The organism is Pseudomonas extremorientalis (assembly GCF_001870465.1).
GTDB lineage: Bacteria > Pseudomonadota > Gammaproteobacteria > Pseudomonadales > Pseudomonadaceae > Aquipseudomonas > Aquipseudomonas extremorientalis.
In genome coordinates this window covers 1-18,081 of record NZ_MDGK01000053.1, presented here as the reverse complement: position 1 = coordinate 18,081, position 18,081 = coordinate 1, and the positions used below count along the sequence as shown (strand labels likewise).

General features: G+C 58.5%; 19 protein-coding genes and 3 pseudogenes. 3 read left to right on the top strand and 19 right to left on the bottom strand.

Features of this window, described 5'->3' with window-relative positions; translation table 11 throughout:
* Nucleotides 1-271 precede the first annotated feature (271 nt).
* The 7 genes from gspF to gspG form a co-directional block, all read right to left on the bottom strand.
* The gene (gene gspF, locus BFN10_RS20705; protein ID WP_071491221.1) at nucleotides 272-1,483 is read right to left on the bottom strand and encodes a type II secretion system inner membrane protein GspF; all 1,212 of its coding nucleotides are present in this window, start codon (nucleotides 1,481-1,483) and stop codon (nucleotides 272-274) included.
* Nucleotides 1,483-2,901: a type II secretion system ATPase GspE gene (gene gspE / locus BFN10_RS20700; RefSeq protein WP_071491220.1), complete on the bottom strand. Its 1,419-nt coding sequence runs from the start codon at nucleotides 2,899-2,901 to the stop codon at nucleotides 1,483-1,485. Before gspE ends, gspF begins: the two co-directional genes overlap by 1 nt.
* 817 nt (nucleotides 2,902-3,718) lie before the next feature.
* Complete coding sequence (gene gspD / locus BFN10_RS20695; RefSeq protein WP_071491219.1) at nucleotides 3,719-5,989, bottom strand: type II secretion system secretin GspD; 2,271 nt, start codon at nucleotides 5,987-5,989, stop codon at nucleotides 3,719-3,721.
* Nucleotides 5,986-6,498 carry a type II secretion system protein GspM gene (gene gspM / locus BFN10_RS20690; RefSeq protein WP_071491218.1) on the bottom strand — a complete coding sequence of 171 codons (513 nt, stop codon included), beginning with the start codon at nucleotides 6,496-6,498 and terminating at the stop codon, nucleotides 5,986-5,988. The genes gspD and gspM overlap by 4 nt, the downstream gene beginning before the upstream one ends.
* Complete coding sequence (gene gspL / locus BFN10_RS20685) at nucleotides 6,491-7,549, bottom strand: type II secretion system protein GspL (RefSeq protein WP_071491217.1); 1,059 nt, start codon at nucleotides 7,547-7,549, stop codon at nucleotides 6,491-6,493. Before gspL ends, gspM begins: the two co-directional genes overlap by 8 nt.
* On the bottom strand, nucleotides 7,546-8,415 hold the full coding sequence (gene gspK / locus BFN10_RS20680; RefSeq protein ID WP_156792155.1) for a type II secretion system minor pseudopilin GspK: 870 nt from the start codon (nucleotides 8,413-8,415) through the stop codon (nucleotides 7,546-7,548). The genes gspL and gspK overlap by 4 nt, the downstream gene beginning before the upstream one ends.
* Nucleotides 8,416-8,423: 8 nt before the next feature.
* Nucleotides 8,424-8,873, bottom strand: coding sequence for a type II secretion system major pseudopilin GspG (gene gspG / locus BFN10_RS20675; protein WP_071491215.1), 450 nt, complete (start codon nucleotides 8,871-8,873; stop codon nucleotides 8,424-8,426).
* A 148-nt stretch (nucleotides 8,874-9,021) separates the two neighbouring features.
* Here gspG and gspI point away from each other — a divergent pair, with 148 nt between their 5' ends.
* Nucleotides 9,022-9,387 (top strand): type II secretion system minor pseudopilin GspI, encoded by a 366-nt coding sequence (gspI, locus tag BFN10_RS20670; protein ID WP_058427240.1) that lies wholly within the window; start codon nucleotides 9,022-9,024, stop codon nucleotides 9,385-9,387.
* Here gspI and BFN10_RS20665 read toward each other — a convergent pair.
* A complete protein-coding gene (locus BFN10_RS20665; protein ID WP_071491214.1) occupies nucleotides 9,374-9,805 on the bottom strand; it encodes a type II secretion system protein N in 432 nt (143 codons plus the stop codon). The genes gspI and BFN10_RS20665 overlap by 14 nt on opposite strands.
* Before the next feature lie 93 nt (nucleotides 9,806-9,898).
* Here BFN10_RS20665 and gspH point away from each other — a divergent pair, with 93 nt between their 5' ends.
* Together gspH and BFN10_RS20655 are read left to right on the top strand one after the other, a co-directional pair.
* Nucleotides 9,899-10,351, top strand: a complete 453-nt coding sequence (gspH, locus tag BFN10_RS20660) for a type II secretion system minor pseudopilin GspH (RefSeq protein WP_071491213.1) — start codon at nucleotides 9,899-9,901, stop codon at nucleotides 10,349-10,351.
* Nucleotides 10,348-10,944, top strand: a complete 597-nt coding sequence (locus tag BFN10_RS20655; RefSeq protein WP_071491212.1) for a type II secretion system protein GspJ — start codon at nucleotides 10,348-10,350, stop codon at nucleotides 10,942-10,944. Before gspH ends, BFN10_RS20655 begins: the two co-directional genes overlap by 4 nt.
* 28 nt (nucleotides 10,945-10,972) lie before the next feature.
* Here the strand turns inward: BFN10_RS20655 and BFN10_RS20650 are convergent, their stop codons facing one another.
* The 11 genes and pseudogenes from BFN10_RS20650 to BFN10_RS20610 form a co-directional block, all read right to left on the bottom strand.
* The gene (locus tag BFN10_RS20650) at nucleotides 10,973-11,227 is read right to left on the bottom strand and encodes a helix-turn-helix domain-containing protein (RefSeq protein WP_071491211.1); all 255 of its coding nucleotides are present in this window, start codon (nucleotides 11,225-11,227) and stop codon (nucleotides 10,973-10,975) included.
* Between the two features lie 344 nt (nucleotides 11,228-11,571).
* Nucleotides 11,572-12,030 (bottom strand): GNAT family N-acetyltransferase, encoded by a 459-nt coding sequence (locus BFN10_RS20645; protein WP_071491210.1) that lies wholly within the window; start codon nucleotides 12,028-12,030, stop codon nucleotides 11,572-11,574.
* Nucleotides 12,031-12,055: 25 nt separating this feature from the next.
* Nucleotides 12,056-12,235 (bottom strand): annotated as a pseudogene (locus tag BFN10_RS28965) (transposase domain-containing protein); the annotation flags it as partial.
* A gap of 499 nt (nucleotides 12,236-12,734) precedes the next feature.
* Complete coding sequence (locus BFN10_RS28960) at nucleotides 12,735-13,040, bottom strand: MafI2 family immunity protein (protein WP_083351579.1); 306 nt, start codon at nucleotides 13,038-13,040, stop codon at nucleotides 12,735-12,737.
* A 53-nt stretch (nucleotides 13,041-13,093) separates the two neighbouring features.
* Nucleotides 13,094-13,456, bottom strand: coding sequence for a hypothetical protein (locus BFN10_RS20635; RefSeq protein ID WP_071491208.1), 363 nt, complete (start codon nucleotides 13,454-13,456; stop codon nucleotides 13,094-13,096).
* A gap of 464 nt (nucleotides 13,457-13,920) precedes the next feature.
* A complete protein-coding gene (locus BFN10_RS28950; RefSeq protein ID WP_231999494.1) occupies nucleotides 13,921-14,415 on the bottom strand; it encodes a hypothetical protein in 495 nt (164 codons plus the stop codon).
* A gap of 116 nt (nucleotides 14,416-14,531) precedes the next feature.
* On the bottom strand, nucleotides 14,532-14,786 hold the full coding sequence (locus BFN10_RS20630) for a DUF7660 family protein (protein ID WP_071491207.1): 255 nt from the start codon (nucleotides 14,784-14,786) through the stop codon (nucleotides 14,532-14,534).
* Between the two features lie 498 nt (nucleotides 14,787-15,284).
* A complete protein-coding gene (locus tag BFN10_RS20625; RefSeq protein ID WP_071491206.1) occupies nucleotides 15,285-15,686 on the bottom strand; it encodes a DUF6911 family protein in 402 nt (133 codons plus the stop codon).
* Nucleotides 15,683-16,261, bottom strand: a pseudogene (locus tag BFN10_RS29775) (DUF637 domain-containing protein); the annotation flags it as partial. The gene BFN10_RS20625 and the pseudogene BFN10_RS29775, both read right to left, overlap by 4 nt.
* A 123-nt stretch (nucleotides 16,262-16,384) precedes the next feature.
* On the bottom strand, nucleotides 16,385-17,128 hold the full coding sequence (locus tag BFN10_RS20615) for a hypothetical protein (protein WP_231999493.1): 744 nt from the start codon (nucleotides 17,126-17,128) through the stop codon (nucleotides 16,385-16,387).
* A pseudogene (locus BFN10_RS20610) lies at nucleotides 17,125-18,081 on the bottom strand (two-partner secretion domain-containing protein); the annotation flags it as partial. The pseudogene BFN10_RS20610 and the gene BFN10_RS20615, both read right to left, overlap by 4 nt.

Here is an 18,081-nt window from a genome sequence, read left to right as displayed (position 1 = left end):
ACGCCATGGCTTCGGTCCCGAGCCGTGTTCAGGGGGGTGGCCAGGGGTTAAAACCATGGGACAGAAATTCGCAGTTTCCGATGACGTTTGTAGGAAAAAACCTCGGGAGGAACACCTTGATTTTTAAAAAGATTCTCGGGTGTTCCGGTCATGATTCCGAGCGCTTTGGGCGCAGGTGACAGTCAGGTTTCAGCGCGTATGGCTGGAGGCGACATGAGCTGTCGGAATGTGACGGAACGAGGAACCCGAGGTTGGACGGGAGCAGGTGCGGTCAGGTGACCAGTTGGTTGATCTCGATGATCGGCAACAACACCGCCATGACGATCACCAGCACCACGGCCCCCATCACCACGATCATCAGCGGCTCCAGCAAGGCGGTCATGCCCATGGCACGCCGTTCGATATCCCGCGACAGTGTCTGCGCCGCGCGCTCCAGCATCGGTGGCAGCGAGCCGGTTTTCTCGCCGCTGGCGATCAGGTGGATCAGCACCGGCGGGAAGACCTTTTCCACCGCCAGCGCCGGGGCCAGGTTGACGCCCTCGCGCACCTTGGCGGTGGCATCGCTGACGCACTGGTCGAGCCGGTCGTTGGACAAGGTTTGCCGCGCGGCCTCCAGGGCACGCAGCAACGGCACCCCGGCACCGCCGAGAATCGCCAGGGTCGAGGCGAATCGTGCCGTGTTCAGGCCCAGCACGAAGCGCCCGATCAGCGGCAAACGCAGTACGCGACTGTGCCAATTCAAGCGCGCCACGGAATTGCGCAGGTACAGGCGCCAGCTCCAGAAACCGCCGACGATCCCGGCAAGACACAGCCAGCCCCAGGCGCGGATGAAGTCACTTGCGTTGAGCATCGCCAGGGTCAGCCCCGGCAGGTCCTGGCGGGCCTGGGAGAACGCACTGACCACCTGGGGCACCACGTAGCTCAGCAAGAAAATCACAATGCCGATGGACACCAGCCCCACCACACCGGGGTAGATAAACGCGGTGAGAATCTTGCCACGCAGGTTGTTGCGCTCCTCGATGTAGTCGGCCAAACGCTCCATCACCTGGGCCAGGTCACCGGACTCCTCCCCCGCCGCAATCAGCGCGCGGTAGATCGACGGAAAATCCCGAGGTCGCGCCGCCAACGCATCCGCCAGGCGCATGCCGCCCCGCACATCGGCGCGCACGGCGGCCAGGGTCTGGGCGATATGCTTTTTCTCGGCCTGCTCCACCGTAGCACTCAGCGCAGCTTCCAACGGCAGGCTCGCGCCCAGCAGGCTCGCCAGTTGCCGCGTGGCCCAGGCCAGGTCGTTGTCCGACAGTTTGGCGCTGAACAGGCTGCTGCCCGTCGCGGCCGGCTGATTGCCTTCGATCTGCACCAGCAACGCGGTCAAACCGCGACTGCGCAGGTTGGCAAAGGCTGCGCTCTGGCTGTCGGCCTCCACATGCCCGGCCTCGACTTTGCCGCTGCTATCGGCGGCTTCATAGCGATAGCGATTCATCAGGCGTCCCGTGTCACACGCAGGATTTCTTCGGGGGCGGTGGCACCGCTGCGCACCCAGCGTTCACCGTCTTCACGCATGCTCAACATCCCGGCGCGGCGCGCGGCCAGGCGCAGGTCCTGCTCGTTGGCGCCCTCATGAATCAGGCTGCGTACCGCATCGTCGACACAGAACAACTCATGGATCCCGGTACGTCCGCTGTAGCCGACCTGGTTGCACTGCGCGCAGCCGACCGGGCGCCAGGTGCCGGGCGCGGCGGGGTCTTCCTGCTTGCAGTGCGGGCACAGGCGCCGTACCAGGCGCTGGGCCAACACCCCCAGCAGGGACGACGCCAGCAGGAACGGCTCCACCCCCATATCGATCAGGCGGTTGACCGCCGACACCGCATCGTTGGTGTGCAGGGTCGCCAGCACCAGGTGACCGGTGAGCGAAGCCTGCACGGCGATTTGTGCGGTCTCCAGGTCACGGATTTCGCCGATCATGATGATGTCCGGGTCCTGGCGCAGGATCGCACGCAGGGCCAGGCCGAAGGTCATGTCGATCTTGGCGTTGACCTGGATCTGGCTGATACCCGGCAGGTCGTATTCCACCGGGTCCTCCACGGTGAGGATATTGCTGGTGCTCGCATCCAGCCGCGCCAGGGCGGCGTACAGGCTGGTGGTCTTGCCACTGCCGGTGGGTCCGGTGACCAGCACGATGCCGTGGGGCTGGCGGATCAGCGTATCCAGGCGTGCCAGCAGCTGCGGCTCCATGCCCAGGGTTTCCAGCTGCAGGCGCCCGGCTTGTTTGTCCAGCAGGCGCATGACCACCCTTTCGCCATGGCCGGTGGGCACCGTGGACACGCGAATATCGATGGGCCGCCCGGCCACGCGCAGGGCGATACGGCCGTCCTGGGGCAGGCGTTTTTCGGCGATATCGAGTTGGGCCATGATCTTGATCCGCGAGACCAGCGCGCCATGCAATGCCTTGCGTGGCGAGACCACGTCACGCAGGGTGCCGTCGACACGGTAGCGCACCACGGAATGGGTTTCGTAGGGTTCGATATGGATGTCGCTGGCTTCGTCGCGGGCGGCCTGGGTCAGCAAGGCGTTGATCATGCGGATCACCGGGGCGCCGTCCTGGGTGTCCAGCAGGTCAGTGACTTCGGGCATGTCTTGCATCAGGCGGTCGAGGTCGACTTCGTTTTCGGCGGCGCCGACGACGGCGGCGGCGCTGCCGGTGTCGGCGTAGGCGGCGGTGAGCAGGCCGTCGAGTTCGTCGTCGCGTACCTGTTCGAGGTGGGTTTGGCCGAATTGGCGGTGGACTTCGCTGATGGACCAGCCGGGGGTTGAGGGGCAGACCGTCAGCAGCATGCCTTGGTCGCTGGGGCGCAGGATGATGCGTTGGGATTTGGCCCAGGCGTAGGGCAATAGGCTCATTGGGTTGGACCTGTTTTTAGGTGTACATATCCGTTTTTTGGGTAACGGCGGCTTATGGTTCCGCCCTTACGGCGGCTCACTTTTGAAGAGCGCAAAAGTAAGCAAAACGCTCTTGCCCCAACACTCGGCACCTCGCTCAGGCTCGGTGTGCCCGTAATTCGACAATGATTTGGGGGGCCGCCGCCACGCGCCATCCATGGCGCGGGGCGGCTAAACCGGCATCCCTGCCGGTTTACCCCCCAAATCCCTGCCGAATTCCGGCCAGCGTGTTTGACGGGGCGCCTAAGATCAAAATCAAAAGCAAAGCGCGGCGGCCTGGTAGCCGACCGGATCGTTGAGGCGTGCGCGTTCCCCCTGAGCCGGGCTTGCCCGCGATGGTTGTTAACGATGACGTGGGAAACCAGAATGCACACGGCGCGCTCACTGGTATTAGGGCTGCTTCGCAGCCCAACGCGGGGCAAGCCCGCTCGCCACAGTAAGGCGGCGACACAGAACAAAAAACGTATCCACGATGCGCAGCGAGTCGCTCTTGCTCTTGATCTTCGGCGCCCCGTAAAACCACGCTGGCCGAACGCAGGCTTGAATCCGTGGGTAACCCGGCAGGACACCGGGTTAGCCACACTGGGCCATGGATGGCCCATTGCGGCGGCCCACGGATTCAAGCCTTCGTTACGGCACACCGAGCCTGAGCGAGGTGCCGAGTGGTGGGGCGAGGACCTTTTGGTTACTTTTGGGTCCTTCCAAAAGTGACCCGCTGTAAGAGCGGAACCATAAGCCGCCGTTACCGAAGGAATGGATATGTACACGGTCAAAACGTTCAAGGCCGGCCCCCAGGAATCGCCTTGTCCACAGAAGGCAACTGCGGCGCCTGCACATCCGGCATCGCCCAACTGTGCTCCGGCTGCAACCCCCCTTGCGCCCTGCGCATAAACTCATACCGATTCAACGTAATACTGCGCCCCGCCCCACTGTCCCGAATAATGTACGGCCGCAAGAACACCATCAGGTTGGTCTTGTTCACACTGCGCTTCTCATTGCGAAACAACGCCCCCAACCCCGGAATATCCGACAACCACGGCACCGCGTCATTGCTCTGGCTATACCCATCCTGCAGCAACCCGCCGAGCACCATGATCTGCCCGTCATCCAGCAAAATACTGGTATCGATAGCGCGCTTGTTGGTCACCGTACCCGCCTCCACCGACGCCCGCGCATCCACGGTGCTGACCTCCTGATAGATATCCAGCTTCACGGTGCCGCCTTCGGAAATCTGCGGCCGCACGTTCAACTTGAGCCCCACCTCTTCACGCTGCACGGTCTGGAACGGGTTGTTGCTGGTGCCCCCGCCGCCGGTCACATAACTGCCGGTGACAAACGGAATGGTCTGGCCCACGAAAATACTCGCCGCTTCGTTATCCAGGGTCAGCAGGTTGGGCGTGGACAATATGTTGGTGCCGCCCTTGCTCTTCAGCGCACGGGCCAACACCTTGAGGTCGAGTACCTTGCCGATGCCGGGAATATCAACCGTGCCGTTGACCACCCCCACATTCAGCCCCTTGGGCAGCACATCAATACTGGTGGGGCTATTGGGCTTACCATTCACGCCGCTACCGCCGAGGTTCACGCCACCAAACCCGCCCTTGCCCCCCAGGTTGCCGGCCTGCCACTGCACGCCAAACTCGGTGGCATCGTCCTCGCCGACTTCCACGATCAAGCTTTCGATCACCACCTGGGCACGGCGCTGGTCGAGCATGTCGATGACTTCGCGCAGGTTGCGGTACAACGGGTCCGGCGCGGAGATCAGCAGGGTGTTGGTGGTGGCGTCGGCCTGGATCGTCACGCCGCCGGCACTGAACGCGGTGTCCTGGTCCTTGGGGGTGCCGTTGGTGCCGGTGGTCGAGCCGGTGACCTGGCCATAACCCGACTGCACGCCGCTGCCGGTGGGCGTGCCGCTGCTGTTTTGCGCATTGCTCGCGCCTTGGGCGGTGTTCTTGCCATTGCCGCCCATGGCGCTGAGCTTGCCCCGGGCATCGTCGCTCACGCCGGAATCGCTCTCGCCGGTGAGCAAGCCGCGCAGTGACTGGGCCAACTTGCCCGCCTGGGCGTTGCGCAGGTACACCACGTGCATATTGCTGGGGTTGCTCTGGGCGTTGTCGAGTTTATAGATGAGGTTGCGCGCCAGTTCCGTCCGCTCCGGGCTGCCGGAGCGGATGATGATCGAGTTGGAGCGCGGGTCGCCGACCACGTTGATCTTCTGGGTCTGGTCGGCGCCCTGGGTGTCCAGCAGCTCGGAGACCATGGCGGCGATGTCCACGGCGATGCCGTTCTGCACCATCACCACGTCGGTGTCGATGGCACTGGGGGTGTCGATACCGTTGATGATCTGCGCCACCCGCGCCAGGTTTTCCGCGTAGTCGGTGATCACGATGCTGTTGTTGCCGGGGTAGGCATTGATCGGGTTGTTCGGCGACACGATGGGGCGCAGCACCGGGATCAGGTTGACGGCGTTTTCGTATTGCAGACGGAAGGTGCGGGTCTGCATGCCACTGCTGCCGGCGCTGTAGATCGGCCCGCCGAGCAGCTTGGCATCGGCCTCGGGCACCACCTGGGCGACGCCGCCCACATCGACCACGCTGAAGCCCTGCATGCGCAGCGCCGCCAACAGCATGTCGTAGGCCTGATGCGCCGGCACCTGGCCTTCGCTGACCAGGGTGAGGTTGCCCTTCACACGCGGGTCGACCAGGAATTGTTGGCCGGTGGCGCGGGAGAGTGCGCGCACCACGGCCTGGATGTCGGCGTCGACAAAGTTGAGCTGCACCGGTTGGTCACCCAGCGGGTTGCGGGCCTTGACGGTTGCCGGGGCATGGCCGCGAGCACTGTTGGTGACGCGGTGCTGTACCGGCGCTTTGGGGGCGGGTTGGCTCTGGCGGTCGAGAACGGTCTCGCCACTGCGACGGGTGTCCGCCAGGGGCTGGCCGAGTTCGCTGTCCACCAGCAGCGGCTTGGACGCGTCCTGGTTGCTGCACGCACTCAGGGCCAGCACCAGCAACGGCGCGACCATACGGAAAGGGGGGACTGACCACTTCATGAAGCTTCCTTAGCGCCAAGCGCCTGATCCATGCGAACGGTCCCGGACACAGTGCCGGCCGAGTTGTCGACGGTATCGAGCACGCGCTGCAAATGCGCCTCGGACACCTCCAGGGAAAACGAACGGGCATTGCCCAGCAGCCAGCCCACCACCGCATCGGCCGGGGCGTTGTCCAAGGTCAGGCGCCACCCAGCGGGTTCGAGCGCCTGCAACTGGTAATGCCCCTGCAGACCGGCACTGTCCAGGGCCTGGCGCAACGCGGCTTCGTCGCCCGGCCTGGGCGCGGCGACGTCCTGCAACAACACCTGCAAGGCCTCGGCCTGGGCGCGCAGCTTGGGGGTTTCGGCCTGCCAGTAATCGATCTTCTTCAACGCGGGCTGCACCAGCACCAGCCAGGTCAACAGGCTGGCCAGGACCAGCCCGGCGCCACCGAGCATGCGCTTTTCGCGCAGGGCCAGGCCGCTCCAGAACACCCGGGCCTGGCTGCGCAGTCGCTGCACTTTATTCATCGCCGGCTCCGGCTTTTTCTGCGGGTGGCACGGGAGCAATGGTCCAGGCCTGGCCCTCGCGGCTGGCGGTGAAACCGGCCTGGGCCAACGCCGCCTGCCATTCACCTTCGGCGGTCGGGTGACGACTGTCGGCGAGCAGCTCGACACGCAAGCGCCCCTGTTCAAACGTCAGGTTGTCGACACTGCCGACCATGAACGGCAGGTTGCTGCCCACCAATTGCAGCAGGCCGGGGAAGCGTTGGCCCGGGTCGGCGGCCGCGCCGGTCTGGCGTGCGGCCAATTGCTGGCGGGCCTGTTGCAAGGGGTTGAGCACCACCGGCAACGCCGGAAACGCCTGGCGCACCTGCTGGCTCATCAGCGCCTTGAGTCGCTGGCCTTGCTCCACCTGGCGCGCGGCGTACAGGTTGAGGCCCAGGGTCCAGATGGCCGTGGCCAGCACCACACAGGCCAATGCCCTGCCCCACCCGCCGGTCGAGGGCTGTGTGAGGCGACCGTGCAACCCCCACATGGGCAGCGGCCCACTCCAACGCTGCGCCGCTGCCACCAATGGCAGGTCCAGCGCCTGCAAACCCAACGGGTGCACCGTGCCTTGTTGCAGGCTGTCACGGGTCAGCAGGTAGCCGTCATCCAACGCAGCGGCGCCCACCGGTAACGCATAGGGTGCCGGGTACAGGCCGCGCAGCTTGAGCGGCAACTGCGCCAACCGCTCCAGCCCGGCCTTGGGCACCCAGGCCACCTGCACGCGCCCATCGCTTTCACGCGGGCCGTGGGCCACCTGCATCTGTTCAACCGGGCCGAGGATCAACGCTTGTGCGGCACAGGCCACGGCGGCGGCGGTCTTCGCCGCCGGCAATGGCGGCAGTTCCAGGCTGGTCAGCAGGCTGTCCCGCGGATGCAGGAAACAGTCCGCTGCCTGGCGTGACTGGCCCAACTGCGCCAGGCTGGCGTCGCCCTCTTCAATGACCACGCCACGCTCCACCCAGGCAAACCGGACCTGGCTCTGCGCACTCAATTGATCCAGCGGCGGCAGGCCAATGCGCAAGCGTTTCATACGCCCACCCGCGCCCAGATCACCCGGGGCTGCCGGTCTTCGGGGCGGTGCAACAAGGCGTCGAGGCTGACCCGCCGCTGCTCGCGCCGCGCCTGGCCCCGCACGCGGAACCACTCGCTGGTGATGCCCACCTGCACCGAATCCACCGCCACTTGCGGCAAGTGCAGGCGGTTGACGAAATCACCCCGGTTGATAAACCACTGCCCGCTGTCACGCTCAGCCACCAATCCATGGGCCTGGGACAGGCTGAGCTGGGGCACAACCGCACTGAGCACTTCGGCGCTGGCGGTGTTGCCGTTGACCCAGGTCGGGCCGGGCAGCACGCTGATATAGGCCTGCATGCGCTGCAACACCAGGGGATCAAGGCCTTCGATCCCGCTCAGCTCATCCAGGCTGCGCAGCATCGGGTATTTGGCGGGCGGTTCATAAGAGGCAATCACCCGCTGACTGATGCGCCGACTCACCGCCGGGTCGACACCGATCAGGCGGCACAGCCGTTCAAAACTCTGCAATTGCTCGGTGTCCACCTGCTCGCGGTTGACCAGATTGCGCAGGTTGAACTTGCCCTGCTCATCCTCGATACGCCCCTCGAAGGCACCACCCTGGGCCCGCGCCCAGGGTTGATCGAGACGGGTCAGCACGTCCTTCTGGCGGGCGTCCCAGAGCAGCTGCCGGCTGCGCTCCAGGCCGCCCTGCAACAGCCATTGGCCCTGGATGCGCAGCTGCTCGGCTTCAAGGCTGCGGGTGAATACGGTCTGGCGCGTGAGCATGGCGCCGGCCAATACCGCCACCACTGCTGCGATCAGCAAGGCGCTGATAATCGCCATGCCGCGCTGCTTCGCCACTGGGGGCGAATACCGTTTCATGGCGGGCCCTAGAGTTGCCAGGAGCCGATATCGGCATTCACGCCATCGCCATCCGGTTGGCCGTCGGCGCCGAGGGAGAACACATCCACCTCACCATTGGCGCCCGGGTTGAGGTAGTGATACGGGTGGCCCCAGGGGTCGTTGGGCAGGCGATCCAGGTAGGCGCGCCAGTTGCTGTTCTTGGCGTCGGCCGGGCGTTCCACCAACACCTTGAGGCCCTGGTTCATGCTCGGGTAAGTGCCGTGGTCGAGGCGATAGAGTTTCAGCGCCTGCATCAACCCGCCGATGTCCTGCCTGGCCGCCGTGGCCCGCGCCTGGTCCGGCCGGTCAAGCACCTTGGGCACCACCATTGCGGCGAGGATACCGAGGATGACCACCACCACCATAATCTCGATCAAGGTGAAGCCACACTGCCTGTGAGGGCCTGGCAATGGGGACGTTAGGCGCGCGATATCCATCTCGACATTCCTTGGCTTGAGTGCAATTCGTGGCGCAGTGTTGCAAGAACACATGTCAGTCGTATTGAAATTCCTCGGGAGTTTCAGTCGCCAATCGGTCAACTCCCGGCGCTAGTCTGCGGGCCTGTTTCCCGGCTTTGAGAGCGCCATGTACGGCCGTCGCAAGGAGCAAGGTTTCACCCTGATCGAAGTGCTGGTGGCGCTGGCGATCATCGCCGTGGCCATGGCCGCCGCCGTGCGCGTGGCCGGGTTGATGACCCAGAGCAACGGCCTGCTGCGAGACAAATCCATCGCGTTGCTGGCGGCGCAGAGTCGCCTCGCCGAACTGCGCCTGGAAGGCCACCTGCGCAGCGGCAAGAAGACCTTCACCTGCGATCAAGGCCGCCTGAAACTGCGCTGCGAACAAACCATCAACGCCGACGGCCGTCTGTTCCAGGTCAACCTGCAAGTGCTCGACGCCAGCCGCGAAGCGCCGCCCCTGGCGCGGCTGGACACCCAGGTCATGGCCGAGTGAGCAGCGGCAACGCAGGCCCCGGCGGCAACTTGTCGAGGTTGACGCGCTGCTTCTCGCCGCCGCGCTCGATCTCCACCCCGTCGCCTTCAATGGCCGTCAGCCGCACACCGGGGCTGAGGCGTTCACCCAACAGAAAGCTGCGTGGCGGGCCGTCATTCAGACTGAGGATCGCCACCGCCCCCCGTGCCCCCGCAAGTACGCCGGTGACTTTGACCTGCAACGCCGTCGGCGCATTGGAAAACCATTGCAGCGCCGGGTTATCGCTGCGCGCCGCCAGTGCCTGGGGCGTGGCTTGCGGCGTGTGGGATTCGGCGCTGGTGAGCAGCAGCGGCGTCCATACCGCCACGCCCGCCAGGGCACCCAGCACACCCAGCGCCTGCACGCCGTGGGCCAGGGTGAAACGAGGGGCAAATGTCATGGGGAGGACCTCCTGTTTGTCCGTCGCACCAGCCTACAGGTCAATTCGCACGCTTTTATTTCACACACTCCCCAGTTCTCCAGGTAGCCCGCGATGAAACAGCAAGGCTTCACCCTGATCGAGCTGATGGTGGTGCTGGTGATCATCGGCATCGCCAGCGCCGCCATCAGCCTCACCATCAAGCCCGACCCGCTGCACCTGCTGCGCAAAGATGCCGAGCGCCTGAGCCAACTGCTGCAAGTCGCCCAGGCCGAAGCCCACGCCGACGGCCGACCCATCACCTGGCGCGCGGATGCCAAGGGGTTTCGCTTCAACCGCCAGCGGGACGACGGCCAGGGCCTCGATACCTTTGAAGACGACGACCCGTTGCGCCCACGCCTGTGGGAAAGCACGCCGATGCAGATCAGTCTCGAGCCCCGGCAAACCCTGGTGCTCAACGCTGAATGGATCAACCCACCGCTGCGCATGGTGCTGTCCGACGGCCAACACAGCCTGAGCCTGCAACGCGACGCCGCCGGTTTGATGCGCGTGGTCAGCCAACCATGAAGCCGGCACAGCAAGGCTTCACCCTGATCGAAGTGATGGTGGCGATCATGCTCATGGCGGTGGTCAGCCTGATCGCCTGGCGCGGGCTGGACAGCGTCACCCGCGCCGATCAGCATTTGCAGGCAAGCACCGAACAGACCGAAGTGTTGCTGCGCGCGCTGAACCAGATGCAACGGGATATCAGCCTGCGTGCCAGCGTCGAACTGACGCCCCCTGAAGCCACACAAACGGAGGGATTGGCCGCCGTGACCGTGCGCAGCTCCGACAGCAAGGGCTTTCGCCTCGACGTGATCCGCAGCGCCCCAGCAGCCGGCGATGGCCTGCAACGGGTACGTTGGTGGCTCAAGGGCGACGCACTCTACCGCGCCGCCGCCCCCGCACGGGACCGCTACCCGCTGCCGGCGGCAAAGGACGGCGTGGTGGTGCTGACCGGCGTCAGCGACCTGCAGGTACGCGTATGGGAAGCGGACAAAGGCTGGCGGCAACTGAGCGGCAATCACCGCGAAGACCCGCTGGGGCTGGAGATCAGCCTGGTGCGGCAGACGCCACAGGGAGTGGAAAAATACCGGCAGGTGGTGGGACCCTTGAAATAGAGGCGGCCCTTTGACCGCCCCACCACTGTCATCGTCCGCGCTCGCCGGTCTCGAGCCACACTTTGCTGACGCTCAAGGTTGTCGCCAGTTTCTCCACACGATCCACCGGCAGCCCGCGTGAAAACCAATTGTTGAGGCACTGCGGGCTGACGTGCATCCATTCGGCAAAGGCCGTGGGCGGGATGCCGTAGGTGTTGAGCACCAGACGCAGGCGCTGGCCGGAATGAAGGGTCGGGGGTTGTGGTGGGGTGTGGCGCCGGGGGGATTTTTTTCGGGTATGCATGAGGTGGGCGGCTCCCTGCCGTGGTGGATTGCTCCGTGAACTATAAAACAGCGCAGGCATGAAACAGCAGGTGTCTGGGAGGGCTGGAAAAGCATAAAACGAAATGACCTACATATTACAGTGAACAATTCCTACGACTCGATAGGAAGCTGAACGCCGGTCACGGCTGATCGACGTTCGGGTTGAACTGACTTGACCACGCATTACAACAATCGGCGTTGCACCGCTTCTTCCAGGGTACTGCGGGTCAAGGCATGCACCACGTCCTGCGTGTTCTTCTGGAAAGGAATGGCGACGATCGATCGCGGGTAACACACCTTGCTTAGATTTTTGCTGTCATTGCCTCAAGGCTGAGTATGACTAGCGTTATGCTCGTCGAGATCAAATCTTTTCTGCATAAAAAACCGATTGTATCCAGCGACCGGGTAATCTTTGAGTTCTCCAAATATGCTGAAGCCGAGCCGGCGGTAAAAGTCCGGAGCCTGAAAAGAGAATGTGTCCAGCCAGATACCTTGGCAGCCTTTCTCACGCGCCAGCGCTTCCACCTTGTTCATCAACTTTGCGCCCAACCCTTGCCCTCGGGCTACTTCAGGGACTACCAGCAACTCAACAAATAACCACTGCCCAGAAATTTTTGCGTATAGCCCACCTTGCGTCGCCCCTGCGTCATCCTTGATCAAGAACGCAAATTTTTCAGTTCCGATGAGCCCCGTTTGTGCTTGGTTGTATTCGCGCAGCGGTGCCAAAATCGCTTGGTAATCGACTTCTTGAGGCGTCTCATTTATCTCAATCCGTAAGTCCACAGCTTTCTCCTTGAGTAGTTTGTGATTAAGCGTGCGACCAACGATGTGTTAACAGGTTGGTAGCGTCCCCTGCCCGCTGCGTGGGCAGACGAGTCAAAACGTCCTTCATGCAAGCATACGGATTATGTCCGTTCATGCGCGCAGACTGGATCAAAGTCATAATCGCTGCCACCCGCTTTCCGCTGTGTAGCGATCCGGCAAACAACCTCTTTTACCTTCTTATACCTTTTGCCCCAACTAAAGTTTAAAGAGAATAGAAAAATCCGGACCGAGCTCATTTCTCAAGTGTTCAGCTAATCGCTCTCCCTCTCGCTTGAATTCGCGCTCTAACTCCTCACTCTCGAACCCAGAGTTTGGCGGGTAATCAGCATTCAGGGTTTCATCGTATATAGCGGCCCACTTTGATAGACGCAGCTGAAGCTCTTCAGAGATAGGAAGCTCGCAGGGAGCTATGTCCCCATACTCATCGGGGGACATATTCCAAAGCGGATGACACTGATAATCCGCCATCAACTTTATATTTTTCATATAACGCGGCCCCTTGGATTTGCACCGACGACAAAGCCGTTGTCGCCAACAGTCACAGCAATTCGATGCGGCTGCCCATTAACAGTTAACTCATAAATTGGGCGCCCAGCTCCAGAGCCTTGATAACCAACGAGCTGGATCCCTCAGGGTCTGACCCCGTTTTCCAAAGTCAAAAATCACTCTTTTCGACGATAAACGACCCTCGCAGCTTCCGACAAACTAGGTATATCTTCGTTGCCTACAAAAACTTCCGACCTGCATTTTAAATCCGCCCCCTGGTAAGCAGTATATTGACATATGATATCTTCTACCTCACCAACATCATCCTCTATATTTTCTTCAAGATAAAATCTTATTACCCAAACATCATCCTCACAATACAAAACTACCATCCTGAAGTTTGGAGTAACTGCCCCCAACATCGCTTGAACAAGCATTAAGACTTGGAAATTCCAAGCTTTCAATTCGGCTTCTGCATTCATTTTTGAGTCCAATTAGGATCCCTCAGGGTCAGACCCCGTTTACCCTTATAAAATTAAGTATTCCCTAGATAAACGACCCCATCCGAGAACTCCATAAGCCAAGGCTCAGTTGATGACGAACAAAATGCATTCAAGACGCGGCCGTCAGATAATTTAAAAAATGGATCGATTGGCTGAGCATCGATAAGCCAACCTACCTCAACAATGGATAAGCCTAACAGCTCAGAAACATGGTCAAGCACATCGTCATCCCAACAAGCGAACAGCAACTCCCCCCCCTTAGACACACGCCACGCACTCTCGGTCTGAAAGCTCCAACCCGCAGAAAAAAGCATCAAAATATCGCCATCCCAAAATACTCTTTCAATTTTCATAGGCAACAAAAGGGCCACAGCTTGCAAGAATGTATTCGTCATTTAGTCCACCTGCTCAATATGCGTACGCTCTCTAATCCACTGCTTCCGTTCAGCCTTCGATAAACCCTGCGGGGCTGCGACGGCTTTCCAGTAGTAGGATCGACAGGTCCACCATTAGCGTTCTCGAATGAGGCGCGCTGGGGGCTTCGACCATCCGCCTGCATCACCCGAACTCGCGAACCATCAGGCAAGATGTATTGAGTTCCGAAAAAAGGGAACGAATTTATTTAGGCTTGGCGCTGCTCGGCAAGCACCAAATAAATCTGTCCCCTTCTCTTATGGCGTGGATCGCCACCTTGGGTAACGAGCCGTCCGCCAGGACGTTTTTCATGTAATCCCCTACCAGGTTGAAACTGGCCGCCGCCAAGGTGTTGAACAAAGCATTTTTCGCCGCGTCACTGACACTGCCGCCCTGCCCCAGGGCTTTGTTCAGTCCCTCAGGGTCTGACCCCGTTTACCTACGTTTACCTATCCCTTTTCTCGCCATAGCCGATAGATTGATAAAAAGTAACAGTAGGCCCGTAATCCTGATCTGAATTCGAAACCTCTACAGAAAAATTACATCCTGGAAATTTGTCCTTTAAAACTAGCCGCCATGAAAAAGCAATAGTGTCAGCTAGCTGCTCAAAAACGACATCATCAACTTCATCCGTACAGCCTGAAAAAACATCGTACATGTGAGTGTGGTTCATTATTTTTTCAACTGCAGAAATATCCCCATCAAGTTTCTTTAACCATACCAAAAAAACTTCATGATCATATTTAGCATTTAAAAAAATCGCACCTTGACTGATAAAAAAATCAGGAAACAACAGCCTGCAAAATAGCAGACAGTCTTCAGGCTTACAAATAGCACTCATATAGGAAAATATATCTATATTATCTCTCTCAGCCCAGCTTGACGCCCATAGCTCGTATCGACTCAAACCGCTAAATTGCCCAAGCGTATTTACTTTCATTATGGAATCTCATCCGAATTGGTAGGCCGGGGAGCCAGTTTAGTAGAACCTGGAACTGCCTCTCCAGTTGAAACAAGTACTCCTTTAGCCCAAAAAAAATAATTAAACCGCTATTACTATTCGTAAATTTTAGATGCAAACAATATTTTTGCAAATGTTTGCCAACTAGGGATGAGAGCTTCATCATCCCCAGAGTTCAGTGCATAGAAATTCATTGCTCGTACCCAAGCTTCCATTGCATCCAAAAACCTTTCCAGCGTAGGGTTTTCCCATTCACCTGAATTCAACTCCAAATCCTCCCTAAGCCCACAAATAAAATCTGCAAACTCCTCTCTTGTTTTAACACTCTCAATCATCTTATCTAAATCCATAAGTCACCTATTTACAAACCCCACGAACACAAATTATAGAACCGTTGTTTGGTGTAGTCATCTTCCTTCCAATTTCCTTGGCTATTTCGGCCTCGGTGGCGGGAACGATTTTGATGGGCACGCCGGCAGCAGATGCAGCTAGAACTCGCCGATTATCTAAGCTATAGACTAGGCCATCCTTTTCGAAGAAATCGGGGTCAGACCACCAATATACATTGGCGCACTAATCGGGCACACTAATCGTGGTCCGCCCCCTATTCCCCAATAATGTGCAACGGGATATACGGCAGTATAACCCTAGGACGGCGAACCAAATAAATCCCCAAACAAATAAGAGCTTACAGCTTAGCCGCCCATCACTAGGCCAACAAAATCGAATAAGTACAAAAAAAAAAAAATAAATCATATTTTAAAAGAGCAATTCTGCTGAACTCTAAAAATCGCAAAGCCGTGGCCTCCCCCCTATCTTTTCAGGTCCTAGGCTAGCAGCAAAATTTTTTAAGCATTCAACACTGCAAAGCTTACATCACCGGACCTCAAAAATTCTTGAAAACAAGAAATAACGATATCTATATTTCTTGTGACAACACTCGCCGGATAGTAATCGTCCAAAACATCAACCAATTTTGCTCCAGCCGACGTATTATTAAGAGTACGCACAACATGCTCACCATCATCAAGGTATTGGTTCAGCATCAGAATATAATTTCCGGATTCAGCATAAAGATTGATTTCGTAAGGTCCGGCTTCAGGTGCTGGGGAAATAGACAACGAAACGACGCCGTCGACTTTACTATATTCAAATATAATGGACCTTACCTGTTCCATGGTCGGCTTATCAATTAGAGGGATTTGCGATCTGCCATGCTCAGGACTAAGGGTATACCCTCCGATGATCATCTATTTTCTCTCCTTAATAGACTTGCCGCGCAGGAACTGGGGTCGGTCTGGCAACTGACGATGGCGTCAATGTCCTGCTGGAGGCTCAGTTCCTGGAATTTGCACGTGGCATCCTGGATGCAGGAGGCGTCGGTGCATCGGGCTATCTGTTTGGCGGCACGTTCCAGTTGGTTGTGTGACAGGTAGTTGTATTGCGTAGCGTTCTTCGCCACCCAGCTGCCGGTCTCCAGCTTGGCGGCGTCGGTGTCGCTTTGTGCCGCAGCCGCCAGTACGCCGACGATCTGCGAACTCATGGTGAGCAGGGTGTCGTTGCCTTTGACCAACGTATCCAGGTGGCCAACCAGTGCTTCGCTTGCCGCCGCCGCCAATGCGCCGGTCTTGAAGTCGCCGCCGGTGGCTTCGGCCAGCAAGCCACCGACCATGGCGTGGATCGCCACCTTGGGTAACGAGCCGTCCGCCAGGACGTTTTTCGTGTAGTCCCCTACCAGGTTGAAACTGGCCGCCGCCAAGGTGTTGAACAAGGCATTTTTCAGCGCGTCACTGACACTGCCGCCCTGCCTCAGGGCTTTGTTCAGTCCCTCAGGGTCTGACCCCGTTTACCTTTTTTAAAAAACTGATCGGCGTCACTCATAAATTTCGTTGGACCTGGAACTGCCTCTCTAGTTAAAAAAAGTACTCCTTTAGCACCAACTAAAATGTCAATTTAATCCAAATAAAATCCGCCTGAGAGCACGTTGTTTTTCTAGGGTTGAACCATCAGAAAAAACCTTATCAGACGTTACAACTTTTAAAAACCTACCACACTCATAAACTTTAAATCCCTGGCTTTCCAACAACGAAATGCTGGCAAATCTATCCACACCAGCTCTCTCCCAGAAGAGGTTTCCTAGCCACATAGTGCTTCCAATCGCTTCAATATATCCTTGCCTGGGCACGTTACGGCCAGGATTCCCTGAGGTATCAATTTCCATTTGATCCAAGGGGGGAGGTAAACCATTTGACTTCATTGGAAGACCTGAAAGAGGGCGCCCCACGCATTCATACTCTAGAGGGTCTGTAGCGTTCTGCCAAAAATCATATTCGACATCAGAAACCCATGCCTGAATAAAACCTTCAACGCTGAGAAAAGGCCCTATTTCCTCTTTCAACTTAGTATTACTATAACCCTCTGATTCTTCTAGTACCAAAAAGCAATAACCCAGTGCTGGAAGCAACCCGAATCGGAGCTCAAACCCGCTAGACATCAAACCACTCGGCCAAGATTTTTTTTTCAATATTTTCTTTTCAAGCGTTTTAATATCAATCTTAACCCCATGCAGAAAAAACACCGTGGGGGAGGAAAACTTATTTAGAAGCTTCTCAACCAAGGCCAGCATCTGCAAACCACTGATCGACTCGATATCAAAAACAAACTTAAATCGCTTCATTTTTTCAGGTCTCACTTGAACTCTTTAACAACCACTTTGACATTATATTCACGTCCGAATTCGATAAGCGATTTAGCAGCAGCCGAACCGCCAGGCTGAACTCGCAGATCAAGCACCATATTTGCTGGTACACCATCGACTTTCGCGCCATTTTTTCCTAAGTCGATAATATGATCTTGCATTCGGCCTAACCACGTACTTCCTGCCGTATCTACAGATTTCAGACTAACGAGCGTATTACCATTCTGAAAATCAACAAGCGGGAAATATCCATTTCTTTCGGCTCCTACGTTATACCAGCCGCTCTGCGGTGAATACTCAGTTTTAGCAAGGTATGACTCAATGTCTACCCCTCGTTGAGTCGGTTTAAGAGTCCAAATCTCTGAAAGATTCGTTTTGAGATCTTTTGGCCCCCCCGCCGCAGTCCCCACCCCAACCGCCAGTGCGATCTTCAGGTTGTCCGCAATGTCCTGCGCCTGAGCATCGCTCAGTGCCCACTTCGACTTGAGCGACTCGACCATCGCGCCCACCGAGTGCTCGGTCGTGGCGGTCGCCAGCATTTCCTGAAATTCGTAATTGCCGTTGATCAGGCTCTGTACCGCCTCCCGTGCGTCTGGCGAGGCGTAGTCGGCGATGTCGCGGATGGCATTCAGGTTCGCCAGGGTGTTGGCGACTTCTTTGGAGCTTGCCGCGCAGGAACTGGGGTCGGCCTGGCAGCTGACGATGGCGTCAATGTCCTGCTGGAGGCTCAGTTCCTGGAATTTGCGCGTGGCGTCCTGGATACAGGAGGCGTCGGTGCATCGGGCTATCTGTTTGGCGGCCCGTTCCAGTTGGTTGTGTGACAGGTAGTTGTACTGTGTGGCGTTCTTCGCCACCCAGCTGCCGGTCTCCAGCTTGGCGGCGTCCGTGTCGCTTTGTGCCGCAGCCGCCAGTACGCCGACGATCTGCGAACTCATGGTGAGCAGGGT

Coding starts and splice junctions, on each gene's coding strand:
- gspF (WP_071491221.1), bottom strand. CDS start 1,483: ATGAATCGCTATCGCTATGAAGCCGCCGATAGCAGCGGCAAAGTCGAG.
- gspE (WP_071491220.1), bottom strand. CDS start 2,901: ATGAGCCTATTGCCCTACGCCTGGGCCAAATCCCAACGCATCATCCTG.
- gspD (WP_071491219.1), bottom strand. CDS start 5,989: ATGAAGTGGTCAGTCCCCCCTTTCCGTATGGTCGCGCCGTTGCTGGTG.
- gspM (WP_071491218.1), bottom strand. CDS start 6,498: ATGAATAAAGTGCAGCGACTGCGCAGCCAGGCCCGGGTGTTCTGGAGC.
- gspL (WP_071491217.1), bottom strand. CDS start 7,549: ATGAAACGCTTGCGCATTGGCCTGCCGCCGCTGGATCAATTGAGTGCG.
- gspK (WP_156792155.1), bottom strand. CDS start 8,415: ATGAAACGGTATTCGCCCCCAGTGGCGAAGCAGCGCGGCATGGCGATT.
- gspG (WP_071491215.1), bottom strand. CDS start 8,873: ATGGATATCGCGCGCCTAACGTCCCCATTGCCAGGCCCTCACAGGCAG.
- gspI (WP_058427240.1), top strand. CDS start 9,022: ATGTACGGCCGTCGCAAGGAGCAAGGTTTCACCCTGATCGAAGTGCTG.
- BFN10_RS20665 (WP_071491214.1), bottom strand. CDS start 9,805: ATGACATTTGCCCCTCGTTTCACCCTGGCCCACGGCGTGCAGGCGCTG.
- gspH (WP_071491213.1), top strand. CDS start 9,899: ATGAAACAGCAAGGCTTCACCCTGATCGAGCTGATGGTGGTGCTGGTG.
- BFN10_RS20655 (WP_071491212.1), top strand. CDS start 10,348: ATGAAGCCGGCACAGCAAGGCTTCACCCTGATCGAAGTGATGGTGGCG.
- BFN10_RS20650 (WP_071491211.1), bottom strand. CDS start 11,227: ATGCATACCCGAAAAAAATCCCCCCGGCGCCACACCCCACCACAACCC.
- BFN10_RS28960 (WP_083351579.1), bottom strand. CDS start 13,040: ATGAATGCAGAAGCCGAATTGAAAGCTTGGAATTTCCAAGTCTTAATG.
- BFN10_RS20635 (WP_071491208.1), bottom strand. CDS start 13,456: ATGACGAATACATTCTTGCAAGCTGTGGCCCTTTTGTTGCCTATGAAA.
- BFN10_RS28950 (WP_231999494.1), bottom strand. CDS start 14,415: ATGAAAGTAAATACGCTTGGGCAATTTAGCGGTTTGAGTCGATACGAG.
- BFN10_RS20630 (WP_071491207.1), bottom strand. CDS start 14,786: ATGGATTTAGATAAGATGATTGAGAGTGTTAAAACAAGAGAGGAGTTT.
- BFN10_RS20625 (WP_071491206.1), bottom strand. CDS start 15,686: ATGATCATCGGAGGGTATACCCTTAGTCCTGAGCATGGCAGATCGCAA.